This window comes from Mycobacterium sp. NGS22, assembly GCF_059813095.1.
The window spans coordinates 69060-87512 of sequence record NZ_JCALDY010000005.1 but is presented as its reverse complement, the minus strand read 5'-3'; the positions used below and the strand labels follow the sequence as shown (position 1 = coordinate 87512).

Below are 18453 nucleotides of genomic sequence, written 5' to 3'. Positions count from 1 at the left end.
TTCCGGCGGGTGGGTTTCCGGGGTAGATGGGACGCGAGACGACAGCCCGACAGCGACGCTGAACTGCTGGCCGCGCACGTCGCCGGGGACCGTCACGCCTTCGCCGAACTCTTCGCACGGCACCACCGACGGCTCTACCGGCTGGCCCGGCTGACCAGCGTGAGCCCCGAGGACGCCGACGACGCGCTGCAGGACGCGATGCTGTCGGCACACCGCAGCGCCGGCGCGTTCCGCTATGACGCCGAGGTCGGCTCGTGGTTGCACCGCATCGTGCTCAACGCGTGCCTGGATCGGCTGCGCCGGGCCAAGTCCCGGCCGGCGGTGCCGTTGGACGACGACTATCCGGTCGCCGACCGCACCGCGCAGGTCGAGACCGCGATCGTCGTGCAGCGGGCGCTGATGCGGCTGTCCGTCGAGCACCGGGCGGCCGTCGTCGCCGTCGACATGTTGGGGTGTTCGATCGCCGAGACCGCCGCGTTGCTGGGTGTGGCCGAGGGCACCGTCAAGAGCCGATGCGCCCGCGCGCGTGCCCGGCTCGCCTACTTGCTCGGGTACCTCGATACCTGCGAATTAGGTTGCTAGAGTGCGGCATTCGCCTGTCCCGCAACCGCATTCCCGGCCCGGACGCGCCCCGTGGGTACGGGGGGGCGCCAACGGCGACGTGCCCATGACGGACACTGGGTCCGATGACTGGTGCCCAGAACGATCCGGATCCGCGGCTGAGTGTCGAACTGCTCGCCGACTTGCAGGCCGGGCTGCTCGACGACGACACCGCCGCCGCAGTTCGCAGCCGGATCCGCACCGACCCGCAGGCCGCCGAGGCCTTAGTGGCCCTCAACCAGGTGCGCCGCGACCTGGCGGACTTCGGTGCCGAGTCCGCGGACGGGACTCGCGGAGCCGAGAGCTCCCGCGGCGCCGCCCACGCGGCACGTCCACCCGTGCGTCCCGGGCGGCTGTTGGCCGGCATCGCCGGGGTGTGCGCGGTCGTCGCCGCCGTCGCCATCGGAACCTTCGCGCTGCTGAACGAGCCTGCGCCGCAACCGGATCTGGGGCCGACCGCCGGGCACATCACCGTCTCCACACCCGTCCCGGTGATACCGCTGTCGGATCCCGACATCCTGGAACTGCTGCGCCGCCCGCCCGACTTCGGCACCCTCGCCAACCCCGCCCAACGCGCCTCGTGCCTCAGCGGACTCGGCTATCCGGCGTCCGTGCAGGTGTTGGGCGCTCAACCGGTGGAGGTCAACGCGCGCCCCGGTGTGCTGCTGGTCATGCCCGGCGACACCCCCGACACCGTGACGGCCTACGCGGTGGCGCAGAACTGCAGCGCCGCCGACACCGGGCTGCTGGCCACCACCACGGTTCCCCGCGGCTAAGTGCCGCGCGCCTAGTGTCGTGCGCCACCACCGGGAACAGCACTGCCTAGTCTGGCGTTCGTAGACTTTGCAGAGCTATGTCCCCATGTGACCGGTTCCCGCCCGAAAGGCACGCATGACCGCTTCCGCTTCCCCAGACACCATTCACGACGTCATCGTCATCGGCTCCGGTCCGGCCGGCTACACCGCGGCGCTCTACACCGCCCGGGCGCAACTGAAGCCGCTGGTCTTCGAAGGCACCTCGTTCGGCGGGGCGCTGATGACCACGACCGAGGTGGAGAACTACCCCGGCTTCCGCGACGGCATCACCGGCCCGGAACTGATGGACCAGATGCGCGAGCAGGCGCTGCGCTTCGGCGCCGACCTGCGCATGGAAGACGTCGAATCGGTGTCGCTGGACGGCCCGGTCAAGACCGTGGTGACCGCCGAAGGCGAGACGTTTCGCGCCCGCGCCGTCATCCTGGCGATGGGTGCGGCCGCACGCTACCTGCACGTCCCCGGCGAACAGGAACTGCTGGGCCGCGGAGTGAGTTCGTGCGCCACCTGCGACGGGTTCTTCTTCCGCGACCAGGACATCGCCGTGATCGGGGGCGGCGACTCGGCCATGGAGGAAGCCACCTTCCTGACCCGGTTCGCCCGCAGCGTCACCCTGATTCACCGGCGCGAAGAGTTCCGCGCGTCCAAGATCATGCTCAACCGGGCCGTGGAAAACGAGAAGATCACCATCCTCACCAACAAGGCTGTGCTCGGAGTCGACGGCGACAACACGGTGACCGGCCTGCGGTTGCGCGACACCCGCACCGGCGAGGAGACCACCTTGCCGGTGACCGGGGTGTTCGTCGCGATCGGCCACGAGCCGCGCTCGGCGCTGGTGCGCGACGCCGTCGACCTCGACCCGGACGGCTACGTCCTGGTTCAGGGACGCACCACCAGCACCTCCCTGGACGGCGTCTTCGCCGCCGGAGACCTGGTGGACCGCACCTACCGGCAGGCCATCACCGCGGCGGGCAGCGGCTGCGCGGCTGCTATCGACGCCGAACGGTGGCTCGCGGGACACCAATCGGTTGGACCGGCCGACAGCACCGAATTGATTGGAGCAAAGCGATGAGCGACCTCGAGAAGAAATCCGGCACGATCGAGGTCTCCGACGCCTCCTTCCCCACCGACGTGCTGTCCAGCAACAAGCCTGTGCTGGTTGACTTTTGGGCGACCTGGTGCGGTCCGTGCAAGATGGTGGCGCCGGTGCTTGAAGAGATCGCCGCCGAGCGCTCGGCCGACCTGACCGTGGCCAAACTGGACGTGGACGCCAACCCCCAGACCGCGGTCGAGTTCGACGTCGTCTCGATCCCCACCCTGATCCTGTTCAAGGACGGTCAGCCGGTGAAGCGCATCGTCGGCGCCAAGGGCAAAGCGGCGTTGCTGCGCGAACTCTCCGACGCGGTTCCCGAGCTGGCCTGACCGGCCGCATATCGTTCCGTCCGGCGTCCGGGTGGCGCCGCTATTGTTGCCGAAACGAGTCCCCGACTGGCCTGGGGTTTTCCTGATCTGGGCGAGGATCTGCGACAATACGGGTTAACTGCGCTGCATTTGGCGGCGATGTCAATTAGTCCCGGAGGGCCCTTGGTATGCCGGATCCGCGCCGTGAAGACGGCGACGCGCTGCGCTGTGGCGACCGCGGCGCCGCGGTCACCGAAATCCGGGCGGCGCTGGCCGCGCTGGGAATGCTGGACAACCCCGACGAAGACCTGGACACCGGCCGCCATGTCGCGGCCGACGTTTTCGACGGCGAACTCGACCACGCCGTCCGCGCCTTCCAGCAGCACCGCGGTCTGTTGGTGGACGGCGTCGTCGGGGAGGCGACCTACCGCGCGCTGAAGGAAGCCTCCTACCGCCTCGGTGCCCGCACCCTGTATCACCAGTTCGGTGCGCCTCTCTACGGTGACGACGTCGCCACACTGCAGGCCCGGCTGCAGGATCTCGGTTTCTACACCGGTCTGGTGGACGGGCATTTCGGCCTGCAGACCCACAACGCACTGATGTCCTATCAGCGTGAGTACGGACTGTCGGCCGACGGCATCTGCGGCCCGGAAACGTTGCGCTCTTTGTACTTTCTCAGTTCCCGGGTCTCTGGTGGCTCACCGCACGCGATCCGTGAAGAGGAGCTGGTCCGCCGGTCCGGGCCCAAGCTGTCGGGCAAGCGCATCATCATCGATCCGGGTCGCGGCGGCAACGACCACGGCCTGATCACCAACGGGCCGGGCGGTCCGATCAGCGAAGCAGACGTGCTGTGGGACTTGGCAAGTCGGCTCGAAGGTCGCATGACGGCCATCGGCATGGAGACGTTCCTGTCCCGGCCGACCAACGGAAGTCCGTCGGACGCCGAACGTGCGGCGATCGCCAATTCCGTTGGCGCGGACCTGATGATCAGCCTGCGCTGCGAAACCCAAAGCAGCCCTTCGGCAAACGGCGTAGCGTCGTTCCACTTCGGCAACTCACACGGTTCGGTGTCCACCATCGGCCGCAACTTGGCCGACTTCATCCAACGAGAAGTGGTGGCCCGCACGGGGTTACGTGACTGCCGGGTGCACGGCCGCACCTGGGATCTGTTGCGGCTGACCAGGATGCCGACCGTCCAGGTCGATGTCGGTTACATCACCAATCCCGGCGATCGCGACATGCTGATCGCGACCCGCACTCGCGACGCGATCGCCGAAGGCATTCTCGCCGCGGTGAAGCGGCTCTACCTGTTGGGTAAGAACGACCGGCCCACCGGCACTTTCACTTTCGCCGAACTGCTCGCCCACGAGTTGAGTGTCGAGCGGGAACGGGCCAGCCGGATCACCGGTTCCTAACCGGACCGGCGCCGAGGCTCTTAACCGGACCGGCGCCGAGCTTCGAGGGTATTGCCCGCCGTCCCCGCCCCGACCGGCTGTTCCAGTTGCGCATTCTCCAGCAGGCGCTCCAGGGCGGCTTCGACTTCGGCCTTCCAGCCCAGCCCCTTGTCCAGTTCGAGGCGCAGCCGCGGAAAGTACGGATGCGGCGCGACCACCACAAACCCCACGTCCAGCAAGAAGTCCGCGTCGATGATGCAGTGCTCGACGGAGCAGTCCCCGAGCGATTCCACCACCGGCTGGATATCGGGGTCGATCGGCGGCTGCAACTCGGTGGCCGCCTCGGTGCGGCCGAATGCCTCCAGTGCCCGCACGCCGCGGCGCACCAACTCGTCGATGACCCGGGCAATCAGACTGGCCGGCAGGTCGTCGAGAATCTCGGAGGGGGTGTGCCCGCGCTCGATTCCCATCGAGGTCAGCAGCACCGCGTCCGCCGACACCGGCGCGGTCGGAAAACGATGTGCCCGCGGCACCGCCCGCGGTGGCGCGTAGAGGACGTACCCCACGCACGGCGGTTCGGCCTGACTGCGCTCGTCGGGGACCGCGGTGGCGACCTGCCCGCACGAGCCCCATTCCAGCATGACCATCGACAGCCATGCTTCCTTTTCGAATTCAGGATCGGCCAGGTGCTCGTCCTTGCCGAGCGTCGCCGGGTCGACCTCCCAGAACACGCACCGCCGCGCGTGCTTGGGGAGCTGCTCGAAGGCTTCGAGCCGCAGCGCTGTAATCCGAGCTGACACTAGACTCCTAGTCTCCGTGCGGTGCTCACGCCCGACGACCTTGCGCATGCCACCCGGCGTTCTCGCGACGTAGCACGGCCGATGTGGCTCGTCCCCGCTCTCCCCGGCCTGACGTACTCCGGCAACCCCTCCAGAATAGGAGAGTCGGCCGGTATCGGGCCAGTGTCGCCGTCGGTCGGCTCGTCGAAGTCCGAAAAAACTTGACGCACAACGGATCTCCGTTATCGACGGCGGCTCGAGTCGATCGGGACGGGTCCCGGAACCAGGTCGGTGTCACAGTGACGTAATTACTTGGTATGTCGGGTCGAGCCGTCTCACGCCTTCGTCGCGGTCATCAGATCGATGATCCGCTGCAGGTCGTCGACCGAGCCGAATTCGACCACGATCTTGCCCTTACGCTTTCCGAGCGCGACGGTGACCCGGGTGTCGAAGGCATTCGACAGTCGCTCGGCAACATCCTGCAGCCCGGGCATCTGGATCGGCTTACGCCGGGGCGGTGCCGGCGCGGCGCCGTCCCCCCGGTTGGCCAACGTGACTGCCTCCTCGGTGGCGCGCACCGAGAGGCCTTCCGCGACGATCCGGCTCGCCAGTTCCTCCTGCGCCTCCGGTCCGGCTTCCAGGGACAGCAGAGCCCGCGCGTGGCCGGCGGACAGCACACCCGCGGCCACCCGACGCTGAACGGGTATCGGCAACTTGAGCAACCGGATCATGTTGGTGATCAGGGGGCGTGACCGGCCGATGCGGGCGGCCAGTTCGTCGTGGGTGACCCCGAACTCGTCGAGCAGCTGTTGGTATGCCGCCGCTTCTTCCAAGGGGTTCAGCTGGACCCGGTGGATGTTCTCCAGCAGTGCGTCGCGCAACAGGTTGTCGTCGCCCGTCTCGCGCACGATGGCCGGGATCGTGGCGAGGCCCGCCTCCTGCGCCGCGCGCCACCTCCGCTCCCCCATCACGATCTGATAGCGGGCACCACTCGTCGCTCCCGGGACCGCGCGCACCACGATCGGCTGCAACAGCCCGAATTCGCGGATGGAATGCACCAACTCCGAGAGCGCCTCGTCGTCGAAGACCTGCCGCGGCTGACGAGGGTTGGGCTCGATGTCGGTCGGTGCGATCTCCCGGTATACCGCGCCCATCGCGGCGGCGTCCGGTAGCGGGCCGCCGATCACCACGTCGGCGGCTGCGGACCCCATGCGCGGTCCCAGTGTCGACGGGCCGGAGTCGCCGTCGGCGGGACCGGTGGGGATCAGCGAAGCCAGGCCGCGGCCCAGGCCGCCCTTGCGGCGTGACGGTGTCGTCATCAGTTATTCCCTCCCGGCTGGTGGTCGATCGCGTTGGGCGAGTTCGCGGCTGGCATCCAGATAACTCATCGCCCCGCGCGAACCGGGATCGTAATCGATGATCGTCATGCTGTAGCCCGGTGCCTCGGAAACCTTCACGCTGCGCGGGATGACCGTGCGCAGGACCTTGTCCCCGAAGTACCGCCGCACCTCTTCGGCGACCTGATCCGCGAGCTTGGTCCGACCGTCGTACATCGTGAGGATCACCGTCGTCACGTCGAGTTGCGGATTGAGGTGAGCCTTCACCATTTCGATGTTGCGCATCAGCTGTGACACACCCTCGAGGGCGTAGTACTCGCACTGAATCGGGATCAACACCTCGGGTGCCGCTACGAGAGCGTTGATGGTGAGCAGACCCAGCGACGGTGGACAATCCACGAAGACGTAGTCGAAGTCGAAGCTGTCCAGTTCGGCCAAGGCGTTGCGTAACCGGTTCTCCCGCGCCACCATGCTGACCAATTCGATCTCCGCGCCGGCGAGGTCGATGGTGGCCGGCACACAGAAGAGCCGTTCGCTGTGCGGGCTGCGGCGCAGCGCATCCCGCAGGGCCACCTCACCGATCAGCACTTCGTAGGACGACGGCGTGCCCGATTGCCGATCGGTGATGCCCAGTGCGGTGCTGGCGTTGCCCTGCGGGTCGAGGTCAACGACGAGCGTCTTGAGGCCCTGGACCGCGAGTGCGGCCGCGAGGTTGACGGCGGTGGTCGTCTTCCCCACCCCGCCCTTCTGGTTGGCGATGGTGAAGACGCGGCGCTGCCGGGGCCGTGGCAGCGGCTCATGGGTGGTGTGCAGCACTCGCATCGCCCGCTCGGCGGCGGCCCCGATGGGAGTGTCGAACTCGGTCGATGTTTCACGTGAAACATTCGCCGTAGGATTCTGCGCCCGCGACGGCGTCGCCGCCACCGGGGCTGGGGCCACGCCCTCCTGGGCCCGTGGATCGGTCGCCGACGGGACGGCCGATTGACCGGGCGTGGGGCCCGGTTGCTCCGTCGGCGCGGCTGCGTTACGGCTCCATCTCATGCCGCTCCCCCGGACGCCCGCGTACGCCGGACCGGCTTGCCGCGCCGCGCCACCACCGCGGTCGCGGGTCGCTCCAAATAGGTCGCGCCACACGCCACCACCCTGACATCGACCGCACCGGACGCAGCCATCCCACGCCGGTGTTCCTCGACCTCTTCCTGAGCACGCTCGCCCTTGACGGCGATCATCTGTCCCTCATGCCTCAGCAACGGCATACTCCACTTCGTCAGTTTGTCTAGCGAGGCGACGGCCCGTGAAACCGCCGCATCGCTGCCGCCGTACCTCTTGCGAATGCCGGGTTCCTCCGCGCGGCCACGTACCACCTGGACCGGCAGGTCCAACTCTTCGGCGACCTCGCGGAGAAAGTCGGTGCGCCTCAGCATCGGCTCCAGGAGGACGACACGCAAGTCTGGCCGGGCAATCGCCAGCGGCAGGCCCGGCAACCCGGCTCCCGAGCCGATGTCGATGATCCGATCGTTCGGGGCGAGCAGTTCCGCGATGGCCGCGGAGTTCAAGATGTGACGCTCCCACAGGCGTGCGACTTCCCGCGGACCCAGCAACCCGCGCTCCACTCCCGCGGTAGCCAGGATGTCTGCGTAGCGTCGCGCCAGCTCGATCCGTGGACCGAAGACCGCCTCCGCCGTTGCAGTGGCGGCACTGACGTCGGCTCCCGGAGCGCTGTCGTCGGGCTGCGGTGGGAACGGATCGACATGTTTCACGTGAAACATTCCTCCGTTCCCGCGTCCCAACCCGACCGAACTACACCGCTGTAACTCCGGCCATCGCGGCCGGGTCACAGTCGTCCTACGAATCAGTCACGCAGCACGACGACGCGGCGGGACGGTTCCACGCCCTCGCTTTCGCTGTGCACCCCGGGCACGGCAGCGACCGCGTCGTGGACGATCTTGCGCTCGAACGGTGTCATCGGCGAGAGGGCCTCGCGCTCACCGGTCTCGGCTACCCGCCGGGCCACCTTGTCACCCAGCGACGCCAGTTCGTCCCGGCGACGACGGCGCCAACTCGCGATGTCCAGCATCAGCCGGCTGCGCACGCCGGTCTTCTGGTGCACGGCCAGCCGGGTGAGCTCTTGCAGCGCGTCCAGCACCTCGCCCCCGCGGCCGACCAACTTGTTGAGATCGTCGCTGCCGTCGATGCTCACAACCGCGCGGTTGCCTTCGACGTCCAAGTCGATGTCGCCGTCGAAGTCCAGCAGGTCCAACAGCTCTTCCAGATAGTCCCCGGCGATCTCGCCTTCGGCGACCAAGCGCTCTTCCAGGTCCTCGCCGTCGTCGACCGCTGCCCCGTTCGCCGCCTCGGTCTCGGGTTGGTCTTGGGTGTCGACATCGGTGATGTCAGCATCCGTCATAGCGTTCTCTCCCCTCATTCCCTGTGGGTATTCGCGGCTGGTGCGCCGCATGGTTCCTCAGTCGCTCTCCGCGGCGCACCGCGGGCCGAGCGAGCTAACGTTTGCGCTTCTTGGGTCGTGCGCCGGGGCGTGGTGTGCGGCCCGGTTGATTAGGTCGGCTCCCTGCATTCGGCTTCTCGGGCGGCGAGGGCGCGGTCTCCACCGTGTCCTCCTCGACCGCGCCGACTGTCGCGTCCGACGACCCGGTCTCTCCCGCCGAACTGTTCGCGCTGGGCGGAGTCGGCCTGTTGCGAATGGGCTTGGCACCCGGCGCGGGCGCATTGGCGGCGCGGCGCTGGATGGCTTCCTGCTTCTTGGCTTCGTCTTCCTTCTCGATCATCCCGAACACGTAGTGCTGCTGACCGAACGTCCAGATGTTGTTGGCGAACCAATACAGGATGATCGCCAGCGGCATCGGGAACAGGACCGGTCCGATCAACACCCCGAGCGGAAACACGTACAGCGCCAGCTTGTTCATCATGGCGGTCTGCGGGTTGGCGGCCGCCTCCGGGCTCTGCCGCGCCACCGACGCCCGGCTGTTCAGGTACGTGGCGATACCGGCCAGGATCATCACCGGCACGCTCACGGCGATCAACATGCCCCGATCGAACTGGCTGAACGCGTCCAGACCGGTGGTCTGGCGAATCGCCGCACCGATCGGCGCCCCGAACAGGTTCGCGTCGAGGAAGTGCCCGACGTCCGTCGCGCTGAACACGTAGTTGCCCAGTTCGCGGTTTTCCTTCACCGAGAGGCCCATCCGGCCGATCCCGGACTGCGTCCGGTTGAACGACATCAGCACGTGGTACAGGCCCAGGAACACCGGGAGCTGAGCCAGCATCGGCAGGCAGCCCAGGATCGGATTGAAGCCGTGCTCGCGCTGCAGCTTCTGCATCTCCATCGCCATCCGCTGCCGGTCTTTGCCGTACTTCTTTTGCAGCGCCTTGATCTGCGGCTGCAGCTCCTGCATCTGCCGGGTGGTGCGGATCTGCTTGACGAACGGCTTGTACAGCAGCGCCCGCAAGGTGAACACCAGGAACATCACCGCCAGCGCCCAGGCGAAGAAGTTGTCGGGTCCCAGCACGTAGGCGAATGCCCGGTACCAGAGCCACATGATCCACGACACCGGGTAATAGACGAAGTCGAGGCTGAAGAAATCAAACAAAAGTTCCACTCTCCCGTTGCTCTGCCGCACCGTCGACCGCGGCGTCGTCGAAGTCAGCCCGGCGCTCGTGGCGCTCCGGGATCGGGTCCCATCCTCCCCGATGCCAGGGACCACACTTGGCGAGTCTGGCCACCGCCAGCCACCCCCCGCGAATCGCCCCGTATTCGGTCAGCGCTTCGACGGCGTATTGGCTACAGGTAGGCATGAACCGACATGACGGCGGTCGCAGCGGCGACACCATGTGCCGGTAGAGCTGGATCAGGTAGACCACCGTGCGAACCACCGGGGCGCCAACCGCCGAGACCTTCACCGCTCGGTACCCGCGAGTTCGAAAGCCCGCCGCAGGCCACTGCGCAGCTGTCGTTCCAACCACGCCGAGGAGACGTGGCGGCTACTGGGCAGTGCGCGGATCACCACCTGATCGAGCGGATGCAGACTGTCCAGCATCGGCCGCGCCACATGGCGCAGCCGGCGGGCCACCCGGTGACGTTCGACCGCCGTGCCTACCCGCTTGGCGATGATCAATCCCACCCGGGGGCCGCGACTTTCCTGCCTTGCGCCCTCGGACTCAGTGCCCCGGCGTACATGGACGACGACATCCGGCTGCACCGTGCGCATGCCGTACTTCACTGTCGCGTCAAACTCCGTCGACCGCCTCATGCGGTTGCGTGGAGAAAGCACCGCTGGAAAGCCCGATCTTGCGATCAGGCAGTCAAAGAGCGGCGACCCTTGCTGCGCCGGTTGGAAACGATGGCGCGTCCGGCACGGGTGCGCATCCGCAGCCGGAAACCATGAACCCGGGCTCGCCGCCGGTTGTTCGGCTGGAAGGTCCGCTTGCCCTTGGCCACGGCGTTCTCCTCGCTGTGTTCGGCATAACCATCCGCCCGCTGAGGCCTAACAGCTCGTCGGTCGGAGAGTGTCTCGCTTGCTGGCCGGCGCGGTCCCCGGGTTCTGGCCCCGGGTCGCAGCCGTATCGCCGACTTTCGGGCGACTGTTTGAGGGTACTGATGCGACTTCGCCTGGTCAAACCTGCCCACACCGCCTCGGTCCTGGACCCGACCCGCCAGAACATCAAGGAGCCCACCGGAATACAAAAAAGAACTGTTGGCAGCCGCAACGAAAACTGTTAGCTTCGCGGGGTGTAGTTTCCAAGCCGGGGCGGACTTGGAGCTCTGTCGACAATGAAGCGAGGATGGCGGATCGACTAGCTGACCGGACAACTTTCGTGGTTGTCTTCAGCACGGAGATCGCGAACCGCGGCGCAAATGCTGCGGCACGTTATCGACCGTTCCTTCCACACCTGTGGATAACCATGTGGACAGCTGCTCGTCGCCGGGACCCCGCTGTACCTCGACCGTCGGACCAGGAGATGCGTCGTTGACCGATGACCCCGGTTCCGGATTCGCCACGGTGTGGAACGCGGTTGTCGCCGAACTCAACGGTGACTCCGGCAACGGATCCCCCCTCACCACTCCCCTGACTCCCCAGCAGCGCGCGTGGCTCAACCTCGTGCAACCGCTGACCATCGTCGAGGGCTTTGCGTTGCTGTCGGTCCCGAGTGTGTTCGTGCAGAACGAGATCGAACGTCACCTGCGTAACCCGATCACCGATGCACTCAGCCGCCGGCTCGGCCAGCAGATCCAACTCGGCGTGCGCATCGCCCCACCCCCTGACGACGACGGCGCGTTGCCACCGAACGACACGGCGCCACCACCCGCCGGCGACGCCGACGAAGCCGAGGACGACGGCGACGCCCAGAGCTGGCCGACTTATTTCAGCGCGCGCCCGCACACCAGCGACACCGCGGCGGCCGGCGGCACCAGCCTCAACCGCCGCTACACGTTCGACACGTTTGTGATCGGCTCCTCCAACCGGTTCGCGCACGCCGCGACGCTGGCGATCGCCGAGGCACCCGCGCGGGCGTACAACCCGCTGTTCATCTGGGGCGAGTCCGGCCTGGGCAAGACGCACCTGTTGCACGCCGCCGGTAACTACGCGCAGCGCCTGTTCCCCGGCATGCGGGTCAAGTACGTCTCCACCGAGGAATTCACCAACGACTTCATCAACTCGCTGCGTGACGACCGCAAGGTGTCCTTCAAGCGCAGCTACCGCGATGTGGACGTGTTGCTCGTCGATGACATCCAGTTCATCGAAGGCAAGGACGGGATCCAGGAAGAGTTCTTCCACACCTTCAACACGCTGCACAACGCCAACAAGCAGATCGTCATCTCCTCGGACCGTCCTCCCAAACAGCTGGCCACCCTCGAAGACCGGCTGCGGACGCGGTTCGAGTGGGGACTGATCACCGACGTGCAGCCGCCGGACCTCGAGACCCGCATCGCCATCCTGCGCAAGAAAGCACAAGTGGAACGGCTGGCGGTGCCCGACGACGTCCTGGAACTGATCGCCAGCAGCATCGAACGCAATATCCGCGAGCTCGAGGGTGCGCTGATCCGGGTCACCGCGTTCGCGTCGCTGAACAAGACCCCGATCGACAAGGCGCTGGCCGAGATCGTGCTGCGCGACCTGATCGCCGACGCGAGCGGCATGCAGATCAGCGCGGCCACCATCATGGCGGCCACCGCGGAGTATTTCGACACCACCGTCGAGGAATTACGCGGCCCCGGCAAGGCCCGCCCGCTGGCCCAATCCCGTCAGATCGCGATGTACCTGTGCCGGGAGCTGACCGACCTGTCCTTGCCCAAGATCGGGCAGGCGTTCGGCCGCGATCACACCACGGTGATGTACGCGGAGAAGAAGATCCGCGGGGAAATGGCGCAGCGGCGTGAGATCTTCGACAACGTCAAAGAGCTCACCACCCGCATCCGGCAGCGCTCCAAGCGCTGACACCGATCCGATCCGGCGCCCTCGGGGCACATTTTTTGCAAAAAACTTTGCCCCCTCGAGTCACAACCGTCCCACCGTCGCGGTGTGTGTAGTTCTGTGCACAAACCGGGAAAACTGCCGTGCACCACCGGCCGTCCGGTGCACATCGGTGATTCATCCCCAGTTGTCCACCACGGATCTCACAACCGCAGGCCCCGTCATGCACAGTGCCGCCCGCGCCCTAGCAGCGCGAAGACCCAGCTGTCCCCAGATTGCACACCCCTTAATACTGATATTGAGATCTCTTCGTCGTTTCTGGTTTGAAGTACACGGTTGGGGACAGTTCGTCTTCGGTGCCCGCAGACCGGTCCCGGCGTCGGTTTGTCGGCGTCGGCGATTAGCTTTCAAGTTGGCTCGAGAAGCTCTACGGTTGTTCTTCGACTGCCGTTGCGCAGTCCCCGACGCCGGCGGGGGAGCTGGCCCATGGATTTGAAGTTCACTGTTAGGTGAAGGGACGCAATGGACGCGGCTACGACACGTGCTGTCACCGACTTGAGGTTTCGTCTGGTCCGGGAGTCGTTCGCCGATGCGGTGTCGTGGGTCGCCAAGAACCTGCCGTCACGGCCGACGGTGCCGGTGCTGTCCGGGGTGTTGCTGAACGGCACCGAGGACGGCCTGACCATCTCCGGATTCGACTACGAAGTCTCCGCCGAGGTCCAAGTTCCCGCCGAAATCGCTTCCCCGGGAAGCGTTTTGGTGTCTGGGCGGTTGTTGTCCGACATCACCAGGGCGTTGCCGAACAAACCGGTGGATTTCTACGTCGACGGCAACCGGGTCGCCCTGACCTGTGGGAGCGCCAGGTTCTCGCTGCCGACGATGGCCGTCGAGGATTACCCGACGCTGCCGACCCTGCCCGAGGAGACCGGGACGTTGCCGGCCGAGTTGTTCGCCGAAGCCATCGGCCAGGTCGCCATCGCTGCCGGCCGGGATGACACGCTGCCGATGCTGACCGGCATCCGTGTCGAGATCTCCGGTGAGACGGTGGTTTTGGCGGCCACCGACCGGTTCCGGCTGGCCGTGCGCGAACTGACCTGGTCGGCGTTGTCCCCAGACATCGAGGCCTCGGTGTTGGTGCCGGCCAAGACACTGGCGGAAGCGGCCAAAGCCGGCGCCGACGGCTCTGAAGTCCGGTTGTCGCTGGGTGCCGGGTCCGCGGTCGGAAAAGACGGCCTGCTGGGGATCAGCGGCAACGGCAAGCGCAGCACCACCCGATTGCTGGATGCCGAGTTCCCGAAGTTCCGCCAGCTGCTGCCGGCCGAACACACCGCGGTGGCCACGATCAACGTGGCCGAATTGACCGAGGCGATCAAGCTGGTCGCGCTGGTGGCCGAGCGTGGCGCGCAGATTCGCATGGAGTTCGCCGAGGGCATGCTGCGGCTGTCGGCCGGCGCCGACGACGTCGGACGTGCCGAAGAAGATCTCGCGGTCGACTACGCCGGAGAACCGTTGACCATCGCGTTCAACCCCACTTACCTGACCGACGGACTGGGTTCGCTGCACTCCGAGCGGGTGTCGTTCGGTTTCACCACCCCGGGCAAGCCCGCCCTGCTGCGGCCGGCTTCGGCCGATGACGAGGTGCCGACTGGCAGCGGGCCGTTCGCTGCGGTGCCGACGGACTACGTGTACTTGTTGATGCCGGTGCGGCTGCCGGGCTGAATCGCTGGGACGCACACGTGTACGTCCGGCATCTGGGCTTGCGTGATTTCCGGTCCTGGGAGCGGGTGGACCTCGAATTGGCGCCCGGCCGCACGGTTTTCGTCGGCCGCAACGGCTTCGGCAAGACCAATCTTGTCGAAGCGCTGTGGTATTCGTCGACCCTGGGGTCCCATCGGGTCGGTACCGACGCACCGCTGATCCGCACGGGTGCCGATCGGGCGGTGGTGTCGACCATCGTGGTGAACGAGGGCCGCGAATGTGCCGTCGACCTCGAGATCGCCGCGGGCCGGGCGAACAAGGCGCGGTTGAACAGGTCCCCGGTCCGTAGCACGCGCGAGATCGTCGGCGTGCTGCGCGCGGTGTTGTTCGCTCCGGAAGACCTGGCGCTGGTGCGCGGCGACCCCGCGGATCGGCGTCGCTACCTCGACGATTTGGCGACGGTGCGCCGGCCGACAATCGCCGGGGTGCGGGCCGACTACGACAAGGTGCTCCGGCAGCGCACCGCGTTGTTGAAATCGTTGGCCGGGGCGCGGTTTCGGGGTGATCGGGGGGCGCTGGACACGTTGGAGGTGTGGGACAGCCGACTGGCCGAGCACGGTGCCCAGCTCATGGCCGCCCGTATCGACCTGGTGAACCAACTGGCCCCGGAGGTAGAGCAGGCCTACCGGCTGCTGGCACCCGAATCACGTTCGGCGGCAATCGGTTACCGTTCCAGCACGGACACGTTGGTGCCGGATCGGGAGCTGCTGGAAAGCGCGTTGTTGACGGCGTTGGCCGCGCGCCGTGACGCCGAACTGGAACGCGGGGTGTGTCTGGTGGGTCCGCACCGCGACGACCTCGAATTGCGACTCGGCGATCATCCCGCGAAAGGCTTTGCCAGCCACGGCGAATCGTGGTCGTTCGCGGTGGCGCTGCGACTGGCGGCCTATGAGTTGTTGCGTACCGACGGCAGCGACCCGGTGCTGCTGCTCGACGACGTGTTCGCCGAATTGGATACCAAGCGGCGTCAGGCGTTGGCCGCGGCCGCCGAGTCCGCTGAACAGGTGCTGGTCACCGCGGCGGTGCCCGAAGACATTCCCGACGGCTGGGAGGCTCGACAGGTGCGTATCGAGTTGCGCGACGGCGATTCCGGTCCGGTGTCGGAGGTGCAACCGTGACCGACGAGCCGGCAGATCAGGGGGAGGTGAACCAGCGCGGCCTGGACCTGGTCCGGCGCACGCTGGAAGAAGCCCGCTCCGCCGCACGCGCGCGCGGACAGGACGCCGGCCGGGGCCGGGCCGCACCCGTCGAGCCCCGGGGGCGCCGCGGCGCGGGATCACGCCGTCGGTGGTCGGGTCCCGGCCCGGATTCCCGCGACCCGCAACCCCTGGGCCGGTTGACCCGCGACCTGGCCAAGCAACAGGGCTGGACCACTCAGGTGGCCGAAGGCATGGTCTTCGGTCAGTGGAATGCGGTCGTCGGTCATCAGATCGCCGACCATGCGACCCCAGCGGCGCTCAACGACGGGGTGCTCAGTGTGACGGCCGAGTCGACCGCCTGGGCCACCCAGTTGCGGCTCATGCAGGCCCAGCTGCTGGCGAAAATCGCCGCCGCCGTGGGCAACGGTGTCGTGACCTCGCTGAAGATCACCGGGCCCGCCGCGCCGTCTTGGCGGAAAGGGCCCCTGCGCGCACCCGGCGGTAAAGGGCCCCGCGACACCTACGGATAGGGCCACCCGGGGTGTTGCCTGAGAGCCGCCAGAACGCGGCCAGCTACCTCCCGAAGCGGTCAACCCTATCCTGAATCGAGAAATTCCACGCACGGCACGATTAGGTGTGTGGAAACGCCGCCGCAGAGTCAGTCCTGACGGTGGGTGACGGTAGACTGTGAGGGATCCGTGAGCGGTGTTGGGCCGCTTGTCTGCGAACCCCAAGGAGAGCGTCCCGCCAGTGGCTGCCCAGAAGAAGAAGGCACAAGACGAATACGGCGCTTCGGCCATCACCGTTCTGGAGGGTCTGGAGGCCGTCCGTAAACGCCCGGGCATGTATATCGGGTCCACCGGTGAGCGCGGTCTGCACCATCTGGTGTGGGAAGTCGTCGACAATTCGGTGGACGAGGCGATGGCCGGCTACGCCACCCAGGTCGACGTGAAGCTGCTCGATGACGGCAGCGTCGAAGTCGCCGACAACGGCCGCGGCATCCCGGTCGCCATGCACGCCACCGGAGCGCCCACCGTCGATGTGGTAATGACCCAGCTGCACGCCGGCGGCAAGTTCGGCGGGGAGAACAGCGGCTACAACGTGAGCGGTGGTCTGCACGGCGTGGGCGTCTCGGTGGTCAACGCGCTGTCCACCCGACTCGAAGTCGACATCAAGCGCGACGGACACCAGTGGTCGCAGTATTACGACCGCGCCGTGCCGGGCACGTTGAAGCAGGGTGAAGCAACCAAGAAGACCGGGACCACCATCCGGTTCTGGGCCGACCCGGACATCTTCGAAACCACCGAATACGACTTCGAGACCGTGGCCCGTCGGCTGCAGGAGATGGCGTTTCTGAACAAGGGGCTGACCATCAACCTCACCGACGAGCGGGTGGAGCAGGACGAAGTCGTCGACGAGGTGGTCAGCGACCACGCCGAAGCCCCCAAGTCCGCGGAAGAAATCGAAGCAGAAGCCAAAGCGCCGCAGAAGGTCAAGAAGCGCACCTTCCACTACCCCGGCGGCCTGGTGGATTTCGTCAAGCACATCAACCGCACCAAGAGCCCGATTCAGCAGAGCGTGATCGACTTCGACGGCAAGGGCACCGGCCACGAGGTCGAGATCGCCATGCAGTGGAACGGCGGCTACTCCGAATCGGTGCACACCTTCGCCAACACCATCAACACCCATGAGGGCGGGACGCACGAAGAGGGTTTCCGCAGCGCGCTGACGTCGGTGGTGAACAAGTACGCCAAAGACAAGAAGTTGTTGAAAGACAAGGACCCCAACCTCACCGGTGACGACATCCGCGAAGGGCTGGCGGCGGTCATCTCTGTCAAGGTCGCCGAACCGCAGTTCGAGGGTCAGACCAAGACGAAGCTGGGCAACACCGAAGTCAAGTCGTTCGTGCAGAAGGTGTGCAACGAGCAGCTGACGCACTGGTTCGAGGCGAACCCGTCCGAGGCGAAAACGGTGGTTAACAAGGCGGTTTCGTCCGCGCAGGCCCGGATCGCGGCGCGCAAAGCGCGAGAGCTGGTGCGCCGCAAGAGCGCCACCGATCTGGGCGGTCTGCCCGGCAAGCTGGCCGACTGCCGCTCGACAGATCCGCGTAAGTCGGAACTGTATGTGGTGGAAGGGGACTCGGCCGGCGGTTCGGCCAAGAGCGGGCGCGACTCGATGTTCCAGGCGATCCTGCCGTTGCGCGGCAAGATCATCAACGTCGAAAAGGCCCGCATCGACCGGGTGCTGAAGAACACCGAAGTGCAAGCCATCATCACCGCGCTCGGCACCGGTATCCACGACGAGTTCGACCTGACCAAGCTGCGCTACCACAAGATCGTGCTGATGGCCGATGCAGACGTTGACGGACAACACATTTCGACGCTGCTGCTGACCTTGTTGTTCCGCTTCATGCGTCCGCTGATCGAGAACGGGCACGTGTTCCTCGCACAGCCGCCGCTGTACAAGTTGAAGTGGCAGCGCACCGAACCCGAATTCGCCTACTCCGACCGCGAGCGCGACGGCCTGCTCGAGGCGGGCCTGAAGGCCGGCAAGAAGATCAACAAGGAAGACGGCATTCAGCGCTACAAGGGTCTCGGTGAGATGGACGCCAAGGAGCTGTGGGAAACCACGATGGACCCGTCGGTGCGGGTGCTGCGGCAGGTCACCCTCGACGATGCCGCCGCGGCCGACGAGCTGTTCTCCATCCTGATGGGTGAGGATGTCGAAGCCCGCCGCAGCTTCATCACCCGCAACGCCAAAGACGTTCGCTTCCTGGACGTTTAGTCCCATCCACGTTTTGAC

The 18453-nt window shown here is 66.6% G+C and carries 19 protein-coding genes; 10 read left to right on the top strand and 9 right to left on the bottom strand.

Annotation, left to right across the window (positions count from 1 at the left end; genetic code table 11):
- The first annotated feature begins 9 nt into the window (after window positions 1–9).
- From sigM to AC5Y47_RS06105, 5 genes are all read left to right on the top strand, one after another.
- Window positions 10–582 carry an RNA polymerase sigma factor SigM gene (gene sigM, locus AC5Y47_RS06125; RefSeq protein ID WP_499943021.1) on the top strand — a complete coding sequence of 191 codons (573 nt, stop codon included), beginning with the start codon at window positions 10–12 and terminating at the stop codon, window positions 580–582.
- Between the two features lie 104 nt (window positions 583–686).
- A complete protein-coding gene (locus AC5Y47_RS06120; protein WP_499943020.1) occupies window positions 687–1376 on the top strand; it encodes an RsmA family anti-sigma factor in 690 nt (229 codons plus the stop codon).
- A 115-nt stretch (window positions 1377–1491) separates the two neighbouring features.
- Entirely contained in the window at window positions 1492–2484 is a 993-nt protein-coding gene (trxB, locus tag AC5Y47_RS06115) for a thioredoxin-disulfide reductase (RefSeq protein ID WP_499943019.1), read from the top strand.
- Complete coding sequence (trxA, locus tag AC5Y47_RS06110; RefSeq protein ID WP_499943018.1) at window positions 2481–2834, top strand: thioredoxin; 354 nt, start codon at window positions 2481–2483, stop codon at window positions 2832–2834. The genes trxB and trxA overlap by 4 nt, the downstream gene beginning before the upstream one ends.
- 167 nt (window positions 2835–3001) lie before the next feature.
- The gene (locus tag AC5Y47_RS06105; RefSeq protein WP_499943017.1) at window positions 3002–4228 is read left to right on the top strand and encodes an N-acetylmuramoyl-L-alanine amidase; all 1227 of its coding nucleotides are present in this window, start codon (window positions 3002–3004) and stop codon (window positions 4226–4228) included.
- Window positions 4229–4248: 20 nt separating this feature from the next.
- On the opposite strand, the gene AC5Y47_RS06100 is transcribed toward AC5Y47_RS06105, so the two are convergent.
- From AC5Y47_RS06100 to rpmH, 9 genes are all read right to left on the bottom strand, one after another.
- Entirely contained in the window at window positions 4249–5007 is a 759-nt protein-coding gene (locus AC5Y47_RS06100; protein ID WP_499943016.1) for an acetyltransferase, read from the bottom strand.
- A 314-nt stretch (window positions 5008–5321) separates the two neighbouring features.
- A complete protein-coding gene (locus AC5Y47_RS06095) occupies window positions 5322–6305 on the bottom strand; it encodes a ParB/RepB/Spo0J family partition protein (protein ID WP_499943015.1) in 984 nt (327 codons plus the stop codon).
- Between the two features lie 3 nt (window positions 6306–6308).
- Window positions 6309–7364, bottom strand: a complete 1056-nt coding sequence (locus AC5Y47_RS06090) for a ParA family protein (protein WP_499943014.1) — start codon at window positions 7362–7364, stop codon at window positions 6309–6311.
- Entirely contained in the window at window positions 7361–8092 is a 732-nt protein-coding gene (gene rsmG / locus AC5Y47_RS06085) for a 16S rRNA (guanine(527)-N(7))-methyltransferase RsmG (RefSeq protein ID WP_499943013.1), read from the bottom strand. The genes AC5Y47_RS06090 and rsmG overlap by 4 nt, the downstream gene beginning before the upstream one ends.
- Before the next feature lie 83 nt (window positions 8093–8175).
- The gene (locus AC5Y47_RS06080; protein WP_499943012.1) at window positions 8176–8730 is read right to left on the bottom strand and encodes a Jag family protein; all 555 of its coding nucleotides are present in this window, start codon (window positions 8728–8730) and stop codon (window positions 8176–8178) included.
- A 94-nt stretch (window positions 8731–8824) separates the two neighbouring features.
- Window positions 8825–9940 carry a membrane protein insertase YidC gene (gene yidC / locus AC5Y47_RS06075; RefSeq protein ID WP_499943011.1) on the bottom strand — a complete coding sequence of 372 codons (1116 nt, stop codon included), beginning with the start codon at window positions 9938–9940 and terminating at the stop codon, window positions 8825–8827.
- Window positions 9924–10172, bottom strand: coding sequence for a membrane protein insertion efficiency factor YidD (gene yidD / locus AC5Y47_RS06070; RefSeq protein ID WP_499943168.1), 249 nt, complete (start codon window positions 10170–10172; stop codon window positions 9924–9926). The genes yidC and yidD overlap by 17 nt, the downstream gene beginning before the upstream one ends.
- 65 nt (window positions 10173–10237) lie before the next feature.
- Window positions 10238–10612, bottom strand: a complete 375-nt coding sequence (gene rnpA, locus AC5Y47_RS06065) for a ribonuclease P protein component (protein WP_499943010.1) — start codon at window positions 10610–10612, stop codon at window positions 10238–10240.
- A 23-nt stretch (window positions 10613–10635) separates the two neighbouring features.
- Complete coding sequence (gene rpmH / locus AC5Y47_RS06060) at window positions 10636–10779, bottom strand: 50S ribosomal protein L34 (protein WP_180916038.1); 144 nt, start codon at window positions 10777–10779, stop codon at window positions 10636–10638.
- Window positions 10780–11308: 529 nt separating this feature from the next.
- Between rpmH and dnaA the strand changes: the two genes are divergently transcribed.
- From dnaA to gyrB, 5 genes are all read left to right on the top strand, one after another.
- Entirely contained in the window at window positions 11309–12778 is a 1470-nt protein-coding gene (dnaA, locus tag AC5Y47_RS06055) for a chromosomal replication initiator protein DnaA (protein WP_499943009.1), read from the top strand.
- 498 nt (window positions 12779–13276) lie between these two features.
- The gene (dnaN, locus tag AC5Y47_RS06050) at window positions 13277–14473 is read left to right on the top strand and encodes a DNA polymerase III subunit beta (protein WP_499943008.1); all 1197 of its coding nucleotides are present in this window, start codon (window positions 13277–13279) and stop codon (window positions 14471–14473) included.
- A 17-nt stretch (window positions 14474–14490) separates the two neighbouring features.
- Entirely contained in the window at window positions 14491–15630 is a 1140-nt protein-coding gene (gene recF, locus AC5Y47_RS06045; RefSeq protein ID WP_499943006.1) for a DNA replication/repair protein RecF, read from the top strand.
- Entirely contained in the window at window positions 15627–16181 is a 555-nt protein-coding gene (locus AC5Y47_RS06040; RefSeq protein WP_499943004.1) for a DUF721 family protein, read from the top strand. Before recF ends, AC5Y47_RS06040 begins: the two co-directional genes overlap by 4 nt.
- A gap of 220 nt (window positions 16182–16401) precedes the next feature.
- The gene (gene gyrB, locus AC5Y47_RS06035; protein ID WP_499943003.1) at window positions 16402–18435 is read left to right on the top strand and encodes a DNA topoisomerase (ATP-hydrolyzing) subunit B; all 2034 of its coding nucleotides are present in this window, start codon (window positions 16402–16404) and stop codon (window positions 18433–18435) included.
- The last annotated feature ends 18 nt before the right edge of the window (window positions 18436–18453 follow it).